Genomic DNA, 15,356 nt, shown 5'->3' with positions numbered 1-15,356 from the left:
GAGGTCAGAGGGAGCCGGTCGCGCCCATTCCGATGTTCTCGCCGTAGTCGACGTCCTTCGTCTCCTTGGACAACGCCAGCGCCACGAAGGTCAGCACGGCGGCGCCGGTGAGGTAGACCCCGACCAGCCACGGCTGTCCGTCGGCCACCGCCCACAGCCAGACGGCGATGAGCGGCGCCACCGCCGCACCCAGGATCGACGACACGTTGTAGGAGATCGCGGATCCGGTGTACCGGACGTTGGTCGGGAACAGCTCGGGCAGCACCGCGCCCATGGGGCCGAACGTCGCGCCCATCAGCAGGAACCCGAGAATGAGGAACGCCTGCGTGAGAGCCCCGGTGAACTTGGGGTCGATCTGCGGGGAGAGGAAGACGTTGAACGTCAGGCCGAAGACGGCGATCGCGGCCGTGACCCACAACAGCAGGCGACGACGCCCGATCGCGTCGGCGATCGGCCCGGACAGGAGCGTGAAGATTCCGAAGAAGACCACCCCGATGATCTGCATGAGCACGAAGTCGGTGTAGCCGAACCCGAGGCCCGCGACGTAGGTCGCCGCGTCGAAGGGCTGCCCCGCCGCATCCGCCGCGGCCTGGGCAGCATCCGCCGTCGCCTTCGTCCCGTAAGAGAGCGTGAAGCTCGTCATCAGGTAGAAGAGCACGTAGGTGGCGAGCATGATGAAGGTCCCGAGGATCAGCTGCCGCCAGTGCCGGCGCAGCACCTCCCCGAGGGGGAATCGGCGCAGGGCGCCCTTCTTCTCCGCCTTCTCGAACGTCTCGGACTCGACCAGCTTCAGACGTACCCACAGGCCGATGATGACCATGACCGCCGAGAACAGGAACGGCACGCGCCATCCCCATGCCAGGAAGGCCTCCGAACGCTGGGCCGGGCCGTCGGGGTGGGGGAGCGCGAAATTGATGATGAGGAAGATTGTGTTGGCGATGATGAAGCCGATCGGCGCACCCAACTGCGGGAACGTGCCGTACCAGGCGCGCTTGCCGGGCGGAGCGTTCTCGGTGGCGACGAGGGCCGCGCCCGACCATTCGCCGCCGAGGGCGAATCCCTGGGCCAGGCGCAGGAACAGCAACAGGAGCGCTGCCCACCAGCCGATCTCGTTGTACGTCGGCAGCAGACCGATGATGAAGGTCGCGATGCCCATGGTCAGCAGCGACGCGACCAGCGTGGCCTTGCGGCCGAAGCGGTCACCGAAGTGGCCGAAGATCACCGCGCCCACGGGGCGGGCGACCATGGCGGCACCGAAGACCGCGAACGACGACAGCAGCGCCGTGGTGTCATCGCCGGTGGGGAAGAAGAGGACCGGGAAGACGAGAACGGCTGCCGTCGCGTAGACGTAGAAGTCGTAGAACTCGATGGTCGTTCCCACGAGGCTGGCCGTGATGACGCGGGAGCGCGGGTTGGCGGGGGCGGCGGTGACGGGGGCTGATGATGTCATGAGATGCCTGTCAGTGAGCGCGGTGAAGGGTGGGTGTGGGATGCGGGGCGGCGGGCGGGCATGAGGACGGGAGTGGGTGTGGTCGGTCTCACCACAGCACCGCGATGGCGGCGTTGGTGAGGGTGAGGATGCCGACGAGCCAGAACATGACCGGCGGCAGGGCGTTCGTGCGCCGTTGACGCGCCGACCCGATGCCCAGGAGCGCTCCGATCACGACGAGGATGACGAGCTTCACGCCGATCTTGACGTAGTTCAGGTCGCCGTCGATACCCCACGGCGCGGCCAGGATGAGACCGGCGACGCCGGCGATGGCGAGGCCCCAGTCCATGACGCGCGTGAACCGGACGCGGCGAGCTACCGCTTCGACGACCCATGACCCGAACAGCGTGGCGAACCCGACGAGGTGGATGAGGACGACGACGTGGCGCAGGATCTCCATGGCTATCACCGTAGGGGGAGCCCCGGCTCCGGCGCCAGGAAGGCACGCCTCAACCGCAACGGGGTGACGCTTCGTCTCGCTGCGCTCGCTCAGCGTCCGGGGTGCTGATCCGGGGTACCGGACCCTGAGCGAGGAGCGCAGCGACGAGACGAGGGGGCGACGCCGTGCGGGCGTGACGCTTCGTCTCGCTGCGCTCGCTCAGCGTCCGGGGCGCGGGCCCGGGGTACCGGACCCTGAGCGAGGAGCGCAGCGACGAGACGAGGGGTCGACGCCGTGCGGGCGTGACGCTTCGTCTCGCTGCGCTCGCTCAGCGTCCGCGGGTTCCGCTGCGCTCGCTCAGCGTCCGGGGGTTCCGCTGCGCTCGCTCCGCGGCCGGGGTGCGCCGCGGGGCGCGGTTCGGGGTACCGGGCCCTGAGCGAGGAGCGGAGCGACGAGACGAAGGGTCGGCGCCGTCCCGGCGTCAGGCGCGGAGGGCGCGGAGGGTCAGCGCCGTGCGGAGCGCCGCATCCGCCGCCTCGGCGCCCTTGTCCTCTTTCGAATCCGGCAGGCCGGCGCGATCGAGGCCCTGCCGTTCGTCGTCGAGGGTCAAGAGTCCGAAGCCGACCGGCTTGCCGGTGTCGAGCGCGACGCGCGTCAGGCCGTCGGTGGCGGCGGAGGAGACGTACTCGAAGTGCGGGGTGCCGCCGCGGATGATGACACCCAGCGCCACGACGGCGTCGGCCCCGGCGTCGAGCGCCGCCTTTGCGGCGACGGGAAGCTCGAACGACCCCGGCACGCGAACGAGCTCCCACGAGGCTCCCGATGCGTCGAGCACCCGGCGAGCACCCGCGATCAGCCCGTCGGTGATGACGTCATGCCAGGTCCCGGCCACGACGACCACGCGCAGGTCCTTCGCGTCGATCTGTTGCGCCTCCGGCGCACCCTTGCCGCTCATGCCTCGGCACCTTCCTTCATCTCTTTCAACGCCTCGGTCAGGTCGGCCTCCGCGATGAGGTGTCCCATGCGGTCGCGCTTGGTCTCCAGGTACTGGTGATTGTTGGGACCGACTCCGACCAGCAGCGGCACCTGCTCGGCGACATCCAACCCCAGTTCGCGCAGCTGCGCGACCTTGTCCGTGTTGTTCGTCATCAGACGCACCCGACTGACGCCCAGGTCGGCGAGGATGCCGGCGGCCGCGGCGTAGTCGCGCGCGTCGGCAGGAAGCCCCAGCGCGAGATTCGCGTCGACGGTGTCGAGCCCCTGCTCCTGCAGGCTGTACGCCCGGAGCTTGTTGATGAGCCCGATGCCGCGACCTTCGTGTCCGCGCATGTACACCACGACGCCGCCGTGCTCGTCGATCGCGTCCAGGGCGGCCCCCAGTTGCGGGCCGCACTCGCATTTCAGCGAGCCGAATGCCTCACCGGTCAGGCACTCGGAGTGCACCCGCACGAGGGGTGCGTCATCGCTCAGGTCTCCCGACACCACGGCCAGGTGGTCGGTGCCGGTCGCGCGATCCTTGTAGGCCAGGAAGCGGAACTCCCCGTGCGTCGTAGGCACCCGCGCTTCGGCGCGAAGGCTCACGCGGCGCGTGTGTCGCTCCCGCGCGGCGGTGGCCGAGCTCGGCTCATCCTCGTCGAGGTAGGCGATGAGCTGCTCGATCGTGATGACCGGGATGTCGTTGCGCTCGCCGAGCTCGAGAAGCCCGGGCATCCGCATCATCGACCCGTCTTCGGCCACGACCTCCGCGATCGCTCCGACCGGCTGCAGGCCGGCGAGCTTCATCAATTCCACTGCCGCCTCGGTGTGGCCGCTGCGCTCGCGCACGCCACCGTCGACCGCGCGCAGCGGCAGGACGTGCCCGGGGCGGATGAGGCTGGCCGGCCCGGAGGCAGGCGTGGCCAGGACGTTCAGGGTGTGGGCGCGGTCAGAGGCACTGATGCCGGTGCTGTCGCGGTCGGACGCATCGACACTGACGGTGTACGCCGTCCCCCGGGCGTCTTCGTTGACCGCGACCATCGGCGGAAGCTCGAGACGGTCAGCCCAGTCGGCCGGCATCGGGGCGCAGAGGAACCCGCTGGACCACCGGACGGTCCAGGCGATCCACTCCGGCGTCGCGAGCTCCGCCGACAGGATGACGTCGCCTTCGTTCTCGCGATCTTCATCGTCGGCGACGATGACGGGGCGTCCGGCGCGGAGAGACTCCAGCGCCTGCGGGATGGTGGAAAGGCTCATCGTGAGCCTCCTTCGGGGGATGCGGGAAATGCCAGGAGCCGCTGCACATGGCGGGCGAGGATGTCGGTTTCGAGGTTGACGGGGTCACCGATGGCGGCGGTGCCGAGCGTGGTGGCCTCGAGCGTCTCGGGGATGAGCGAGACCTCGAGCCATGGTTCGGCGTCGTCGGCATCGCTCACCGCGCTGATGGTGAGCGAGACGCCGTCGATGGCGATGGAACCCTTGTCGACCACGAGAGGGGCGAGATGGACGGGGACCCCGATCCGCACGACCTGCCAGCGGTCGCCGGGTCGCACGTCGAGCACCGTTCCGGTGCCGTCGATGTGACCCTGGACGATGTGTCCGCCCAGCCGGCCGTGGGCAGCGGTCGCCCGCTCGATGTTGACCGAGCGGCCGGGTTCCGCGCCGCCGAGGGTCGACATGTCGAGCGTCTGCTTCATGACGTCGGCCGTGAACCAGTCCGGGCCCTGCTCAACGACGGTGAGGCACACGCCGCTGACGGAGATGGAGTCTCCGTGGCCAGCATCCGTCACGGCCAGGGGCGCTCGGACGGTCAGTCGCACGCCGTCGCCGGATGGTTCGACGGCGGTGAGCGTGCCGAGTTCTTCGACGATTCCGGTGAACATCACCGGTCTCCTTTCACCGGGGTGGCGACGACGAGGAAGTCGTCGCCCAGGGGTTGGAAGGACGACACGGCGAGCCGCCGCGCGTCGGGGAGTGTGGCGACGCCGACATCGCCGAGGGCGAGTCTGCGGCCGCCGAGGAGCAGGGGCGCCAGGTAGATGAGGACTTCGTCGACCAGACCGGCCGCCAGGAACGCGCTGGCGAGGGTGGGCCCGCCCTCGACGAAGACCCGCTGCATCCCGCGCTCGCGGAGATCGGCGAGCACGGCAGGCAGATCGTGCGTCGGATAGAACAGTGCGGCGGCGGGATGGCGACGCAGGGCGGCACCCTCGGGGACCGAGGACGCGCCGATCACGACCGGGACCGGCTGCTTCGCGTAGAGCGTGCCGTCGTCGCGCCGGGCGGTGAGCGAGGGGTCATCGCTGAGGGCGGTGCCGGTACCGACGAGGATGGCATCGGCCTGGGCGCGGCGCTCGTGCACGTCGGCGCGGGCGGCGGGACCGCTGATCCACTGGCTGGTGCCGTCGTCCGCGGCGGCGCGCCCGTCGAGGCTCTGCGCCCACTTCACCGTCACGAACGGACGCCCCAGGCGCTGGACCGTGAGCCAGCCATCGAGAAGCTGGCGTGCGTCGTCCGCTCCGACGCCGCCCTCGACGGAGACGCCGCCCGCACGCAGGTGCTCGGCCCCGCCGGATGCGGCGGGGTTCGGGTCATCCAGGGCGTAGACCACGCGCGCCACACCGGCCTCGAGGAGCGCGACGGCACACGGGCCGGTGCGCCCCGTGTGGTTGCACGGCTCGAGAGTGACGACCGCGGTCGTCCCGCGGGCCTGCCCGGGGGCGAGCTTGGACAGGGCGTCGACCTCGGCGTGGGCGGTGCCGGCGCCGTGGTGCCATCCCTCGGCGATCACGTCGCCGTCGGGGGAGAGGATGACGGCGCCCACCTGCGGATTCACACCGACAGGTCCGCGTGCGGCGAGGTCGAGCGCATGCCGCATCGCCTCGCGTTCCGCTGCATCCGCCATATCGATCCTCCGGTCCGGTCCCGGGGTCGCTGCGGCAGGGCGGCGCGTTACGCCGACCGTGCTGCCTCCCATCCGGACTCGCGACGGCTGACCGTCGCATCACCGTCGGTCCCGGATTTCCACCGGATCGGCCCTCGTTTCCGCCCTGGGGCGGATACTCGGACTCGCGGACTGTCACCGCCGGTTCGGATTCTCACCGACCCCGGAGCACGTTGATGTATCTGATACTAGTCAACACGCGACGGCGCGACGCATTCCCGCCGCGGCGGCGGCATCCCGCTTACTTCAGCAGGCGCGAGAGCCGCCGGTCGGCGAGGATCTTGCCGCCGGTCTGGCACGTGGCGCAGTACTCGAGGGAGTTGTCGGCGAAGAAGACGCTGCGCACTTCGTCGCCGCACACGGGGCATGTCTCGCCACGACGGCCGTGCACGCGCATGCCGCGGCGCTTGGCATCCTTCAGGTCGGCGGGCGGCTTCCCGGATGCTTCCTGCAACGCCTCGGCGAGGGTGGAGGTCATCGCGGCGAACAGGCGATCGATCTCGGCTTCGTCGAGGGTCGACGCGAGGGCGTAGGGCGACATCTTCGCCGCGTGGAGGATCTCGTCGGAGTAGGCGTTGCCGACACCGGCGATGATGGACTGGTCGCGCAGGACTCCCTTGATCTGTGTGCGCCGACCGGTGAGGAGGCCGGCCAGGGTGTCGCGGGTGAAGCCCCGGTCGAGGGGATCGGGGCCGAGGCGGGCGATCCCGGGAACGTCGGCAGGGTCGCGGACGACGTAGACCGCGAGGGACTTCTTCGTGCCCGCCTCGGTGAGGTCGAAGCCCGAGCCGTCGTCGAACGCGATGCGGAGGGCGATCGGCGACTTTCCCGGGCGGATCACGGTCGCGGGGAGCGCGTCGTACCACCGCAGCCAGCCGGCCTTGGCGAGGTGGAACACGAGGTGGGCCTCGCCGTCGGTGGCGAGGTCGAGGAACTTCCCGTGCCGCTCGACGCCGGTGACCGCCGCATCCTGCAGCGCGGTGATCGGCGGGTCGTAGGTCTTCAGGGCCGAGATCGCCGACACCGTGGCGCGCGTGATGGTGAGACCGACCACTCGCCCGCGCAGGAAGTCGACGAGCCCCTGGACTTCGGGCATCTCCGGCATACGGTCATCCTGCCACGGATCGGCGGCTCAGTCGCCGAGGACGGCCCACCGCCGGGGTGTGCGGTCATCGGCGGGGAGGAGGCCGGCGAGCCACGCGTCGTCGCGCCCGAACGAGTTCGACAGTGCCTGGCGCATCGTCCCCTCGTACTGGAATCCGAGGGCCTGTGCCACACGCGCGGATGCCCGGTTGCCGACGACGGCGCGCCACTCGATGCGCGCCGCCCGTAGCCCGTCCGAGGCGAACGCCCAGTCGATGACCGCGCGGGCCGCCTCGGTGAGGAGGCCTCGCCCCCGGGAGGGCCGCGCCATCCAGTAGCCGATCTCGGGCGTGCCGCTCGTGAGGCGGTGAAGGCCGAGCATCCCCGCGAGCGTGCCGCCATCGCGGATGGCCCAGGTCGCCTCGATCCCGTCCGCCCAGCGGCCGGGCACGGCCTCGACGAAGCTCTCGGCGTGCTCGCGAAGATACGGGGAGGGGACCGTCGTGTAGCGCTGGATGTCCGCATCCTGGCACGCGGCGAAGATCGCGTCGGTGTCGCGCCGTGTCGGTGTCGTCAGCACTGTGCGCGGCGTGCGTAGTTCGACCGGCTCCATGCCGCCACCCTACGGCCCGCCGCTTCGCCCGTGGCCCGCGCACGTGGCGTCCCCGTCTCGCCTCCGCTCCGAACCGTACTCAGGCTGGCACGCATCGCATGGATGACGAGGGGCGGAATTCCGGCTGGCGTGCGGCCACGCGCTCAGCCGAGCCTGATTTAGTGCGCCCGAGAGTCTCCTCCCCAGCCGCGTCGCGTCGCCGCTTATCCACCGTCCGCCCGTTCGAGATGCCTGCGCCGGCCTCGTGCCCGCACTCTCGATCCCATGACCGTCGAAATCATGAGCCGCGGGGAGCTCTTTCTGCAAGGCCTGAATCGCAGGGAGGTCGATGATGCTGTCGCGCTGGGACACCTGGTCCGCGCACGTCGGGACCACTACCTCCCCGGCGGCACTCCGGACGCCGTCATCCGTGCGGTGCGGGTGGGCGGACGCCTGACCTGCCTGTCGCTCTTGGCGATGCTCGGCATTTTCGTGCTGAGGAACGACGCGCTCCATGTACATATGAAAGGCAACGCCAGTCGGATGCGGTCACCGCACGACCGCCGGCGTCGCTTGGAGCACCGATCCTCGCGTGGGGTGCGCCTGCACTGGCTCCCCCTGGGGGATGATCCGGGGCAGTCAGCCACGGTTTCGATCATCGATGCCCTGGTGCACAGCGTGCTGTGCCAGCCTCCCCGTGCGGCGGTCGCAAGTCTCGACAGTGCGTTGCATAGCGGGCTGCTATCGCTCGTCGAACTGGCCGAGGTCTTTCGGCGGCTTCCGGGCCGGTATCGAGTGCTGCAGGCGTTAGTCAATGGCTGTGCTGAGTCGGGGCCGGAGACACTGATGCGCCTCATGCTGCGTGGCTTGGGCTGTCACATCGAGGTGCAAGTCAGCATCGAGGGTGTGGGCAGGGTCGACCTCCTGGTCGATGGATGGCTGGTCATCGAGTGTGACAGCGAGGAATTCCATGGGGGCTGGGAAGCCCAGGCCCGCGATCGGAGGCGCGACCTCCTCCTCGCAGCGCGGAACTTCACGCCGCTGCGGCCCACCGCGAAGATGATCTACGAGGAGCCGGAGCTCGTACTGAACGCCGTGCGCGGCCTTCTCGACACACGCCCGTAGGGCCCCACCCGCACCGGTGGTCCCGCTGAGGTCCCCACCGAAGCACCCGGGCCGGGCCGGACCCAGGACCGCATCGCGGTGCTGCGTACGGTCTGCACTAACTCAGGCTGAATGTGAACTGCGGGCGGAATCGCGGTGCATTCGTCCGACATTCACGCACTCAGCCTGAGCTCGGTTCCGACCCACTCCGCGGCGCGGCGCCCGGCTGTGCGGGCAGCCGACGCGCCTCCACCCGGAAACACGTTCTTCCCCCGCCGCGCGCACGAACTCAGGCTCGATCGGGTGGGGCGATTGGCCAGGGGCGGAATTCCGCCGCCGCGGAGGCGCGCCGACGCATCGAGCCTGAGTTAGGTTCCGGCGGGAGCCACCCGAGTGTGTCGGAGCGCGGGTCAGACGCGGCGGAGGAGGCCCATCCGGTCGTACACGTCGGAGAGGGTGCGGTCAGCGACGGATGCGGCGCGCCCGGCGTTGTCCGCCAGCACGCGGTCGAGTTCAGCCGGGTCGTCGAGCATCGCCAGTGCCCGCTCGCGGACCGGCGCGAACTCGTTCACGACAACCTCGGCGAGGCCCTTCTTGAAGTCGCCGTAACCGCGGCCGGCGTACTCGTCCTCGATCGCGGGAATCTGCCGGCCGGTGAGGGCGGCGTAGATCACGAGGAGGTTCGACACGCCCGGCTTCGCCTCGCGATCGAAGCGCACGCTGCCTTCGCTGTCGGTCACGGCGCGCATGATCTTCTTGGCGGTCGCCGACGGATCGTCCAGCAGCCACAGGACTCCCGCGTCCGACTCGGCGGACTTCGACATCTTCGCCGTCGGGTTCTGCAGGTCGAAGATCCGGGCGGTGTCACGCTGGATCACGGGCATCGGAACCGTGAAGGTCTCGCCGTACCGTGCGTTGAACCGCTCGGCCAGGTCGCGGGTGAGCTCGATGTGCTGCTTCTGGTCATCGCCGACGGGCACCACATCGGTCTGGTACAGCAGGATGTCGGCGGCCATCAGCACGGGGTAGGTGAAGAGCCCCACGTTGGTGGCATCCACGCCGTAGCGGGCGGATTTGTCTTTGAACTGCGTCATCCGCCCGGCCTCACCGAATCCGGTGATGGTCGAAAGCACCCACGCCAGCTCGGCGTGCGCCGGTACGTGCGATTGCACGTACAGCGTCGAGCGTGCGGGCTCGATACCCGCGGCGATGTACTGCGCGGCAGTACGGCGCGTCTTCTCGCGCAACTCCGACGGGTCGTTCGGCTGCGTCAGCGCATGCAGGTCGACGACCGAGAAGAACGCGTCGTACGAGTCCTGCAACTCCCGCCACTGCATGAGAGCCCCGATGTAGTTGCCGATCTGAAGCGAGTCGGCCGAGGGCTGCATGCCGGAGTAGAGACGGGGTTTGGTCACTGACCGATTCTACCGGCGGTGGATGCGGCGGCCGCCCGTGGCGCCGCCCGGACCGCTTCGCCGGTGCGACATGAGCGGGCGGGGGCCTCGGGGTGCCGGGCAGGATATGCGTCCCCGGGGCGTCCGGCGGTGGCTGACGTGCGCCCGGGGCGCGTGGCGGTGGCGCGGCTGTTGCAGATTCGGACGACGTCCGTGAATTGGGGTTGGCGTGTGCCGAAATGTCCGAATCTGGCGACGAGCTCCGAATCCGGCGGCGGCAACAGCGGAACCACGGCCCAGCGCGGCACCCGCGCCCCCGGCCCACGCGCCCCCGGCCCACCGCGGCACCCGCGCCCCCGGCACCCGCGGCGCCGAAACCTACCGGAGGCCGAGGGAGGCCGGCGGCGGGTCAGTGTCCGAGCGTGTAATCCGCGATGACGGGCGCGTGGTCGCTCCACCGCGTGTCCCACGACGGAGCGCGCTCCACGCGGTAGTCCGCCACGCGCTCGGCCAGAGCGGGGGTGGCCAGGTGGTAGTCGATGCGCCACCCGGTGTCGGTGTCGAAGGCGCGGCCGCGCATCGACCACCACGTGTAGGGCCCGTCGATGTCACCGGCGAACCGCCGGCCGACGTCGACCCAGCCGAGCCCGGTCCCGGTCGTGCCGTCGCTGGCGGTGACCTCCGCGCCGGCCGGACCGAGGAAGCGGTCGAAGTAGGCGCGCTCGCGGGGGAGAAAGCCGGCCTTCTTGACGTTGCCCTTCCAATTGCGGATGTCGAACTCGCGGTGCCCGACGTTGAGGTCGCCCATGATGAGGGCCAGGGGATGCTCCGCCTCCAGCTGCGGCATCCGTCGTTCCATCGCGTCGAGGAAGGCCCACTTGGCATCCTGCCGAGGAGTCTCGGCCTCACCCGTATGCACGTAGGCGCTCACGATGGCGATGCTCTCGCCGTCGATGTCGAAGTCGGCCTCGATCCACCGGCCGGCCGAATCCAGCGGTTCCGGCCCGAGGACGGTCCGCATCTCGACGGAGGGCAGCCGGCTCGCGATGGCGACGCCGGCGCGGCCCTTGGCCAGTGCTTCGTCGTTGACCACCTCCCATCCGGGGAGCGCGGAACGCAGCTCGTCCTGGGTGGCGCGCACCTCCTGGATCGCGAGGATGTCGGCGTCGGCCTCGGCGAGCCACTCGCTCATGCCCTTGCGGGCGGCGGCGCGGATGCCGTTGACGTTGATGGAGACGATGCGAACGCGGCGGGGCACCTCCCGAGCTTAACGGCGGCCTCCGACCCCGGTCCGCGGCGGCCCGACGCCGGCCCGACTCCGGCTCGCCGGCGCCCGAAGTCGAGCCGGTGTCGCGGCCTTCGCGGAGGAGAGCGGCCACATCCGCCCCGCCTGGGCCGCGCCGTCGACCGATTCGTAGCCCCGGGCTCAGTCCCAGGGGAGCGCTGAGCCGGGAAGCGGCGTGACGTTGCGCTCGGCCTCGGCCACGGCCGCTTCGGCTTCGGCCACGCGGCGGCGAGCAGCGCGCCGTGCGTACCACGGAGCATCCGCGGCGTCGCGCAGCGCCCGCTCCAGCGCAACGCCGGCGGCGGCCAATACGGCGGCCCGCTCGGCAGCTTCGGCATCCGCGCCGCTCTCCAGAGTCTCCCCGTGGTCCCGTGCGGAGACGGCGATCCACGCGGCGGCGACGAGGATGACGATCCCGTTCAACCGGGACCACAGGAGGAAGCCGACGAGGACCGCGAAGGTGGCCAGCAGCGGATTCGACGGCGTGTAGACGAAGAGGAAGCCCGCGCCGATCTGCAGCACCACCGTCGCTGCGCCGCCCAGGAGTGCACCCGGCCAGATCCGTTGCCAGGGGAGCGATGTGTCGGTGAGGAAGCGGAACAGCCCCCCGAGTGCCAGGGAATTGATCGCGAATGCGACGAGAAGCGACACGGCTCGGGTGGCCACCTGGACGGCTGCGGAGTCGCCCTGCCACCCGAGCAGCCCGAAGACCAGGTCGACGGCGCCGGTGGTGACGGCGCTCAGCGCGGCGCCGACGAGGAGCGCCAGACCGAACAGAGCGGCAGCGAAGAGGTCGCGCGCCTTGAGGATCACGTAGTTGCGCCGGTCGAACGGGAGCCCGAACGTGTCTCGCACAGCGCGGCGGGCATACGTGACGAATCCGATCGCCGTCCAGATCACCACGATGGCCGCGACGGATCCAGTGATCGTGAGGAGCCCGCTGCTGCTGGATGCCACGGCATGCACCTGCGCGGGTTTGACCAGGCCGCTCTCGCTGATGAGGTCGGGGATATACCGGTTGATGACGCTGATGAGGAGGCTCACCGCGCGTTCGCTGTCGCCGAGCCATACGCCGACGGCGGCGAACGCCAGATAGATGCCCGCGAAGATCGCGAACAGCGACTGGTAGGAGATGCCGGCGGCGAGAAGGAAGCCGTTGTGCTGCAGGAAATGCCGCCACACGCGGATGGGGAACCACTCCAGGGTGCGTCGCGTGATCTCCGTTGCACGCTCGATCGGTTGGTCCAGGCGTTCCCGCAGGCGAGCGGTGCGCCGCGGGTCCGACGGGGATGCCTCGGCCGCGCCGATCGGCCCCGGCAGGGGAGCGGGGTCGGACGGGCGGCGGCGCGACGGAGGCGTGTCGGTCACGCGAACAGGCTACCCATGCTCCTCGGGCCGCATACCCGCCGGTGACCGCGACGGTCGGCGAAGCGCCCGGGCCCCCGCAGTGGGAGCTGAGCGCACCGGGTGCTCCGGCGCGGGGGCGATCCGGTCGGGGTCAGCGCCTGCCGCTCAGGACCGCCTGCTTGACCTCGGCGATGGCCTTGGTCACCTCGATGCCGCGCGGGCATGCCTCGGTGCAGTTGAAGGTCGTCCGGCAGCGCCAGACGCCCTCCTTGTCGTTGAGGATGTCGAGTCGCACGTCGGCGGCGTCGTCACGGGAGTCGAAGATGAACCGGTGCGCGTTGACGATCGCGGCCGGCCCGAAGTACTGCCCGTCGGTCCAGAAGACGGGGCACGACGACGTGCACGCGGCGCAGAGGATGCACTTGGTGGTGTCGTCGAAGACCTCGCGGTCGACGATCGACTGGATCCGCTCCTTGCCGGGCTCGGGCTTCGAGCTGGCGATGAGGAACGGCTGCACGTCGCGGTACGACGCGAAGAACGGCTCCATGTCGACGATCAGGTCCTTCTCCAGCGGAAGGCCCTTGATCGCCTCGACGTAGATCGGCTGCGAGATGTCGAGGTCTTTGATGAGCGTCTTGCATGCGAGCCGGTTGCGCCCGTTGATGCGCATCGCGTCGGAACCGCAGATGCCGTGCGCACAGGAGCGGCGGAACGCGAGCGACCCGTCCACCTCCCACTTGATCTTGTGCAGGGCGTCCAGCACACGGTCGGTGGGGTAGAGCTCGACGTCGTAGTCGACCCAGCGCGGTTCCGCGTCGACCTCCGGGTCGAAGCGACGGATGTTGAAGGTCACCAGGAACGACTGGATGCCGGTGGCAGCGGGCGCCTGCTCGACGCTCTGCGAATCGTTGACGGTGTCGATGGTGGCGATGGCCATCTCAGTACTTCCTCTCCATCGGCTGGTACCGCGTGATGACGACGGGCTTCCAGCCGAGTTCGATGTGGTCGGCCGGATGCGACGAGTGGGGGTCGCCCGTCAGGTAGGCCATGGTGTGCTGCATGTAGTTCTCGTCGTCCCGCTTGGGGTAGTCGTCGCGCATGTGTCCGCCACGGCTCTCCTTGCGGTTCTGCGCGGCGTAGACCACGACCTCGGCGAGATCGAGGAGGAACCCGAGTTCCACAGCCTCGAGCAGGTCGGTGTTGTAGCGCTTGCCCTTGTCGTCGACGTGCACGTTGAGGTAGCGCTCACGGAGGTCGGCGATGACGTCGAGCACGTGGGCGAGGGATTCTTCGGTGCGGAACACCTGAGCACCCTTGTCCATCTCGTCCTGGAGGGTCTTGCGCAGCACCGCGATGCGCTCGGTGCCGGGGTTGACCCGGAGGCGCTCGATCATCTCGCGGATCTCCCGGGTGGGGTCGTCCGGGATCGCCACGAAGTCGGCGGTCTGCACGTACTGGACCGCGTTGCGGCCGGCGCGCTTGCCGAAGACGTTGATGTCCAGCAGCGAGTTCGTGCCGAGGCGGTTCGAGCCATGCACCGAGACGCACGCGCACTCGCCGGCGGCGTACAGGCCGGGGACCACGGTGGTGTTGTTGCTGAGCACCTCGGCGTTGTTGTTGGTGGGGATGCCGCCCATGGCGTAGTGCGCCGTGGGCATCACCGGCACCGGCTCGACCACCGGGTCTACGCCCAGATAGGTACGGGCGAACTCGGTGATGTCGGGGAGCTTGGTCTCGAGCACCTCGGCGCCCAGGTGCGTGCAGTCCAGCAGCACGTAGTCGCGGTGAGGACCGGCACCGCGGCCCTCCGCGACCTCCTGCACCATGCAGCGCGCGACGATGTCACGCGGGGCGAGGTCTTTGATCGTGGGTGCGTAGCGCTCCATGAAGCGTTCGCCGGACGCGTTGCGCAGGATCGCGCCCTCACCGCGGGCGCCCTCGGTCAGCAGGATGCCGAGACCGGCCAGACCGGTGGGGTGGAACTGGAAGAACTCCATGTCTTCCAGCGGCAGGCCCTTCCGCCAGACGATTCCGACGCCGTCACCGGTGAGGGTGTGCGCGTTGGACGTGGTCTTGAAGATCTTGCCGAAGCCGCCGGTGGCGAAGATGACGGCCTTGGACTGGAAGACGTGGAGATCGCCGGTGGCCAGCTCGTACGCGACGACACCCGCGACCTGCGTGTCGCCGGCAGCATCCTTCACCGTGATCAGGTCGAGCACGTAGAACTCGTTGAAGAAGTTGATGCCGAGCTTGACGCAGTTCTGGAAGAGCGTCTGCAAGATCATGTGACCGGTGCGGTCCGCGGCGTAGCACGCGCGACGCACGGGGGTCTTGCCGTGGTCGGCGGTGTGTCCGCCGAAGCGGCGCTGGTCGATCTTTCCCTCGGGCGTGCGGTTGAAGGGCAGGCCCATGTTCTCGAGGTCGATGACCGCGTCGATGGCTTCCTTGGCGAGGATCTCCGCCGCATCCTGGTCGACGAGGTAGTCGCCGCCCTTGACGGTGTCGAAGGTGTGCCACTCCCACGAGTCCTCTTCGACGTTCGCCAGCGCCGCGGCCATGCCGCCCTGCGCCGCGCCGGTGTGCGACCGGGTGGGGTACAGCTTGGAGATGACCGCGGTCTTCGCACCCGGGCCCGCCTCGATCGCCGCGCGCATCCCGGCGCCGCCGGCGCCGACGATGACGATATCGAACTGGTGGTAGTGCACGCCGTCGCGGACGACGGAATCAGCGTTGGTCTGGGTGCTCACGGAATGATGCCTCTACT

The 15,356-nt window shown here is 69.7% G+C and carries 14 protein-coding genes and 1 riboswitch; of the genes, 1 reads left to right on the top strand and 13 read right to left on the bottom strand.

Going from position 1 to position 15,356, the window contains the following annotated elements; all coding sequences use genetic code 11:
• Nucleotides 1–4 precede the first annotated feature (4 nt).
• The 8 genes from AC4FS1_RS07845 to AC4FS1_RS07810 all read right to left on the bottom strand — a co-directional run bounded on the left by AC4FS1_RS07845 (nucleotide 5) and on the right by AC4FS1_RS07810 (nucleotide 7,483).
• A complete protein-coding gene (locus AC4FS1_RS07845; protein ID WP_491153942.1) occupies nucleotides 5–1,450 on the bottom strand; it encodes an MFS transporter in 1,446 nt (481 codons plus the stop codon).
• 88 nt (nucleotides 1,451–1,538) lie between these two features.
• Nucleotides 1,539–1,889: a Fe-S protein gene (locus AC4FS1_RS07840; RefSeq protein ID WP_491153940.1), complete on the bottom strand. Its 351-nt coding sequence runs from the start codon at nucleotides 1,887–1,889 to the stop codon at nucleotides 1,539–1,541.
• A gap of 460 nt (nucleotides 1,890–2,349) precedes the next feature.
• Complete coding sequence (gene ribH / locus AC4FS1_RS07835; RefSeq protein WP_491153938.1) at nucleotides 2,350–2,823, bottom strand: 6,7-dimethyl-8-ribityllumazine synthase; 474 nt, start codon at nucleotides 2,821–2,823, stop codon at nucleotides 2,350–2,352.
• Nucleotides 2,820–4,100, bottom strand: coding sequence for a GTP cyclohydrolase II (ribA, locus tag AC4FS1_RS07830; RefSeq protein WP_491153937.1), 1,281 nt, complete (start codon nucleotides 4,098–4,100; stop codon nucleotides 2,820–2,822). The genes ribH and ribA overlap by 4 nt, the downstream gene beginning before the upstream one ends.
• Nucleotides 4,097–4,726 (bottom strand): riboflavin synthase, encoded by a 630-nt coding sequence (locus AC4FS1_RS07825; protein WP_491153935.1) that lies wholly within the window; start codon nucleotides 4,724–4,726, stop codon nucleotides 4,097–4,099. Before AC4FS1_RS07825 ends, ribA begins: the two co-directional genes overlap by 4 nt.
• Nucleotides 4,726–5,748: a bifunctional diaminohydroxyphosphoribosylaminopyrimidine deaminase/5-amino-6-(5-phosphoribosylamino)uracil reductase RibD gene (gene ribD / locus AC4FS1_RS07820; protein WP_491153934.1), complete on the bottom strand. Its 1,023-nt coding sequence runs from the start codon at nucleotides 5,746–5,748 to the stop codon at nucleotides 4,726–4,728. The genes AC4FS1_RS07825 and ribD overlap by 1 nt, the downstream gene beginning before the upstream one ends.
• Nucleotides 5,749–5,803: 55 nt before the next feature.
• A riboswitch (FMN riboswitch) is annotated at nucleotides 5,804–5,962 on the bottom strand.
• A 66-nt stretch (nucleotides 5,963–6,028) separates the two neighbouring features.
• Entirely contained in the window at nucleotides 6,029–6,892 is an 864-nt protein-coding gene (locus tag AC4FS1_RS07815) for an Fpg/Nei family DNA glycosylase (protein WP_491153932.1), read from the bottom strand.
• Nucleotides 6,893–6,919: 27 nt separating this feature from the next.
• Complete coding sequence (locus AC4FS1_RS07810) at nucleotides 6,920–7,483, bottom strand: GNAT family N-acetyltransferase (RefSeq protein WP_491153930.1); 564 nt, start codon at nucleotides 7,481–7,483, stop codon at nucleotides 6,920–6,922.
• Between the two features lie 264 nt (nucleotides 7,484–7,747).
• On the opposite strand from AC4FS1_RS07810, the gene AC4FS1_RS07805 reads away from it, so the two are divergent.
• The gene (locus AC4FS1_RS07805) at nucleotides 7,748–8,587 is read left to right on the top strand and encodes an endonuclease domain-containing protein (protein WP_491153929.1); all 840 of its coding nucleotides are present in this window, start codon (nucleotides 7,748–7,750) and stop codon (nucleotides 8,585–8,587) included.
• Nucleotides 8,588–8,976: 389 nt separating this feature from the next.
• Here AC4FS1_RS07805 and trpS read toward each other — a convergent pair whose 3' ends face one another.
• The 5 genes from trpS to sdhA all read right to left on the bottom strand — a co-directional run bounded on the left by trpS (nucleotide 8,977) and on the right by sdhA (nucleotide 15,339).
• Nucleotides 8,977–9,981 carry a tryptophan--tRNA ligase gene (gene trpS, locus AC4FS1_RS07800; RefSeq protein WP_491153927.1) on the bottom strand — a complete coding sequence of 335 codons (1,005 nt, stop codon included), beginning with the start codon at nucleotides 9,979–9,981 and terminating at the stop codon, nucleotides 8,977–8,979.
• A gap of 388 nt (nucleotides 9,982–10,369) precedes the next feature.
• Nucleotides 10,370–11,218 carry an exodeoxyribonuclease III gene (locus AC4FS1_RS07795; RefSeq protein WP_491153925.1) on the bottom strand — a complete coding sequence of 283 codons (849 nt, stop codon included), beginning with the start codon at nucleotides 11,216–11,218 and terminating at the stop codon, nucleotides 10,370–10,372.
• A gap of 168 nt (nucleotides 11,219–11,386) precedes the next feature.
• Nucleotides 11,387–12,613, bottom strand: a complete 1,227-nt coding sequence (locus AC4FS1_RS07790; protein ID WP_491153923.1) for a YihY/virulence factor BrkB family protein — start codon at nucleotides 12,611–12,613, stop codon at nucleotides 11,387–11,389.
• A gap of 130 nt (nucleotides 12,614–12,743) precedes the next feature.
• A complete protein-coding gene (locus tag AC4FS1_RS07785) occupies nucleotides 12,744–13,529 on the bottom strand; it encodes a succinate dehydrogenase iron-sulfur subunit (protein WP_491153921.1) in 786 nt (261 codons plus the stop codon).
• A 1-nt stretch (nucleotide 13,530) separates the two neighbouring features.
• Nucleotides 13,531–15,339, bottom strand: a complete 1,809-nt coding sequence (sdhA, locus tag AC4FS1_RS07780; RefSeq protein ID WP_491153919.1) for a succinate dehydrogenase flavoprotein subunit — start codon at nucleotides 15,337–15,339, stop codon at nucleotides 13,531–13,533.
• Between the last annotated feature and the right edge of the window lie 17 nt (nucleotides 15,340–15,356).

The organism is Microbacterium sp. Z12_35 (assembly GCF_058310475.1).
This window is presented reverse-complemented; position numbering and strand designations above follow the sequence as displayed.

What these genes read in the sequence shown, in the direction of transcription:
- AC4FS1_RS07845 (WP_491153942.1), bottom strand. Translation starts at nt 1,450, where the DNA reads ATGACATCATCAGCCCCCGTCACCGCCGCCCCCGCCAACCCGCGCTCC.
- AC4FS1_RS07840 (WP_491153940.1), bottom strand. Translation starts at nt 1,889, where the DNA reads ATGGAGATCCTGCGCCACGTCGTCGTCCTCATCCACCTCGTCGGGTTC.
- ribH (WP_491153938.1), bottom strand. Translation starts at nt 2,823, where the DNA reads ATGAGCGGCAAGGGTGCGCCGGAGGCGCAACAGATCGACGCGAAGGAC.
- ribA (WP_491153937.1), bottom strand. Translation starts at nt 4,100, where the DNA reads ATGAGCCTTTCCACCATCCCGCAGGCGCTGGAGTCTCTCCGCGCCGGA.
- AC4FS1_RS07825 (WP_491153935.1), bottom strand. Translation starts at nt 4,726, where the DNA reads ATGTTCACCGGAATCGTCGAAGAACTCGGCACGCTCACCGCCGTCGAA.
- ribD (WP_491153934.1), bottom strand. Translation starts at nt 5,748, where the DNA reads ATGGCGGATGCAGCGGAACGCGAGGCGATGCGGCATGCGCTCGACCTC.
- AC4FS1_RS07815 (WP_491153932.1), bottom strand. Translation starts at nt 6,892, where the DNA reads ATGCCGGAGATGCCCGAAGTCCAGGGGCTCGTCGACTTCCTGCGCGGG.
- AC4FS1_RS07810 (WP_491153930.1), bottom strand. Translation starts at nt 7,483, where the DNA reads ATGGAGCCGGTCGAACTACGCACGCCGCGCACAGTGCTGACGACACCG.
- AC4FS1_RS07805 (WP_491153929.1), top strand. Translation starts at nt 7,748, where the DNA reads ATGACCGTCGAAATCATGAGCCGCGGGGAGCTCTTTCTGCAAGGCCTG.
- AC4FS1_RS07785 (WP_491153921.1), bottom strand. Translation starts at nt 13,529, where the DNA reads ATGGCCATCGCCACCATCGACACCGTCAACGATTCGCAGAGCGTCGAG.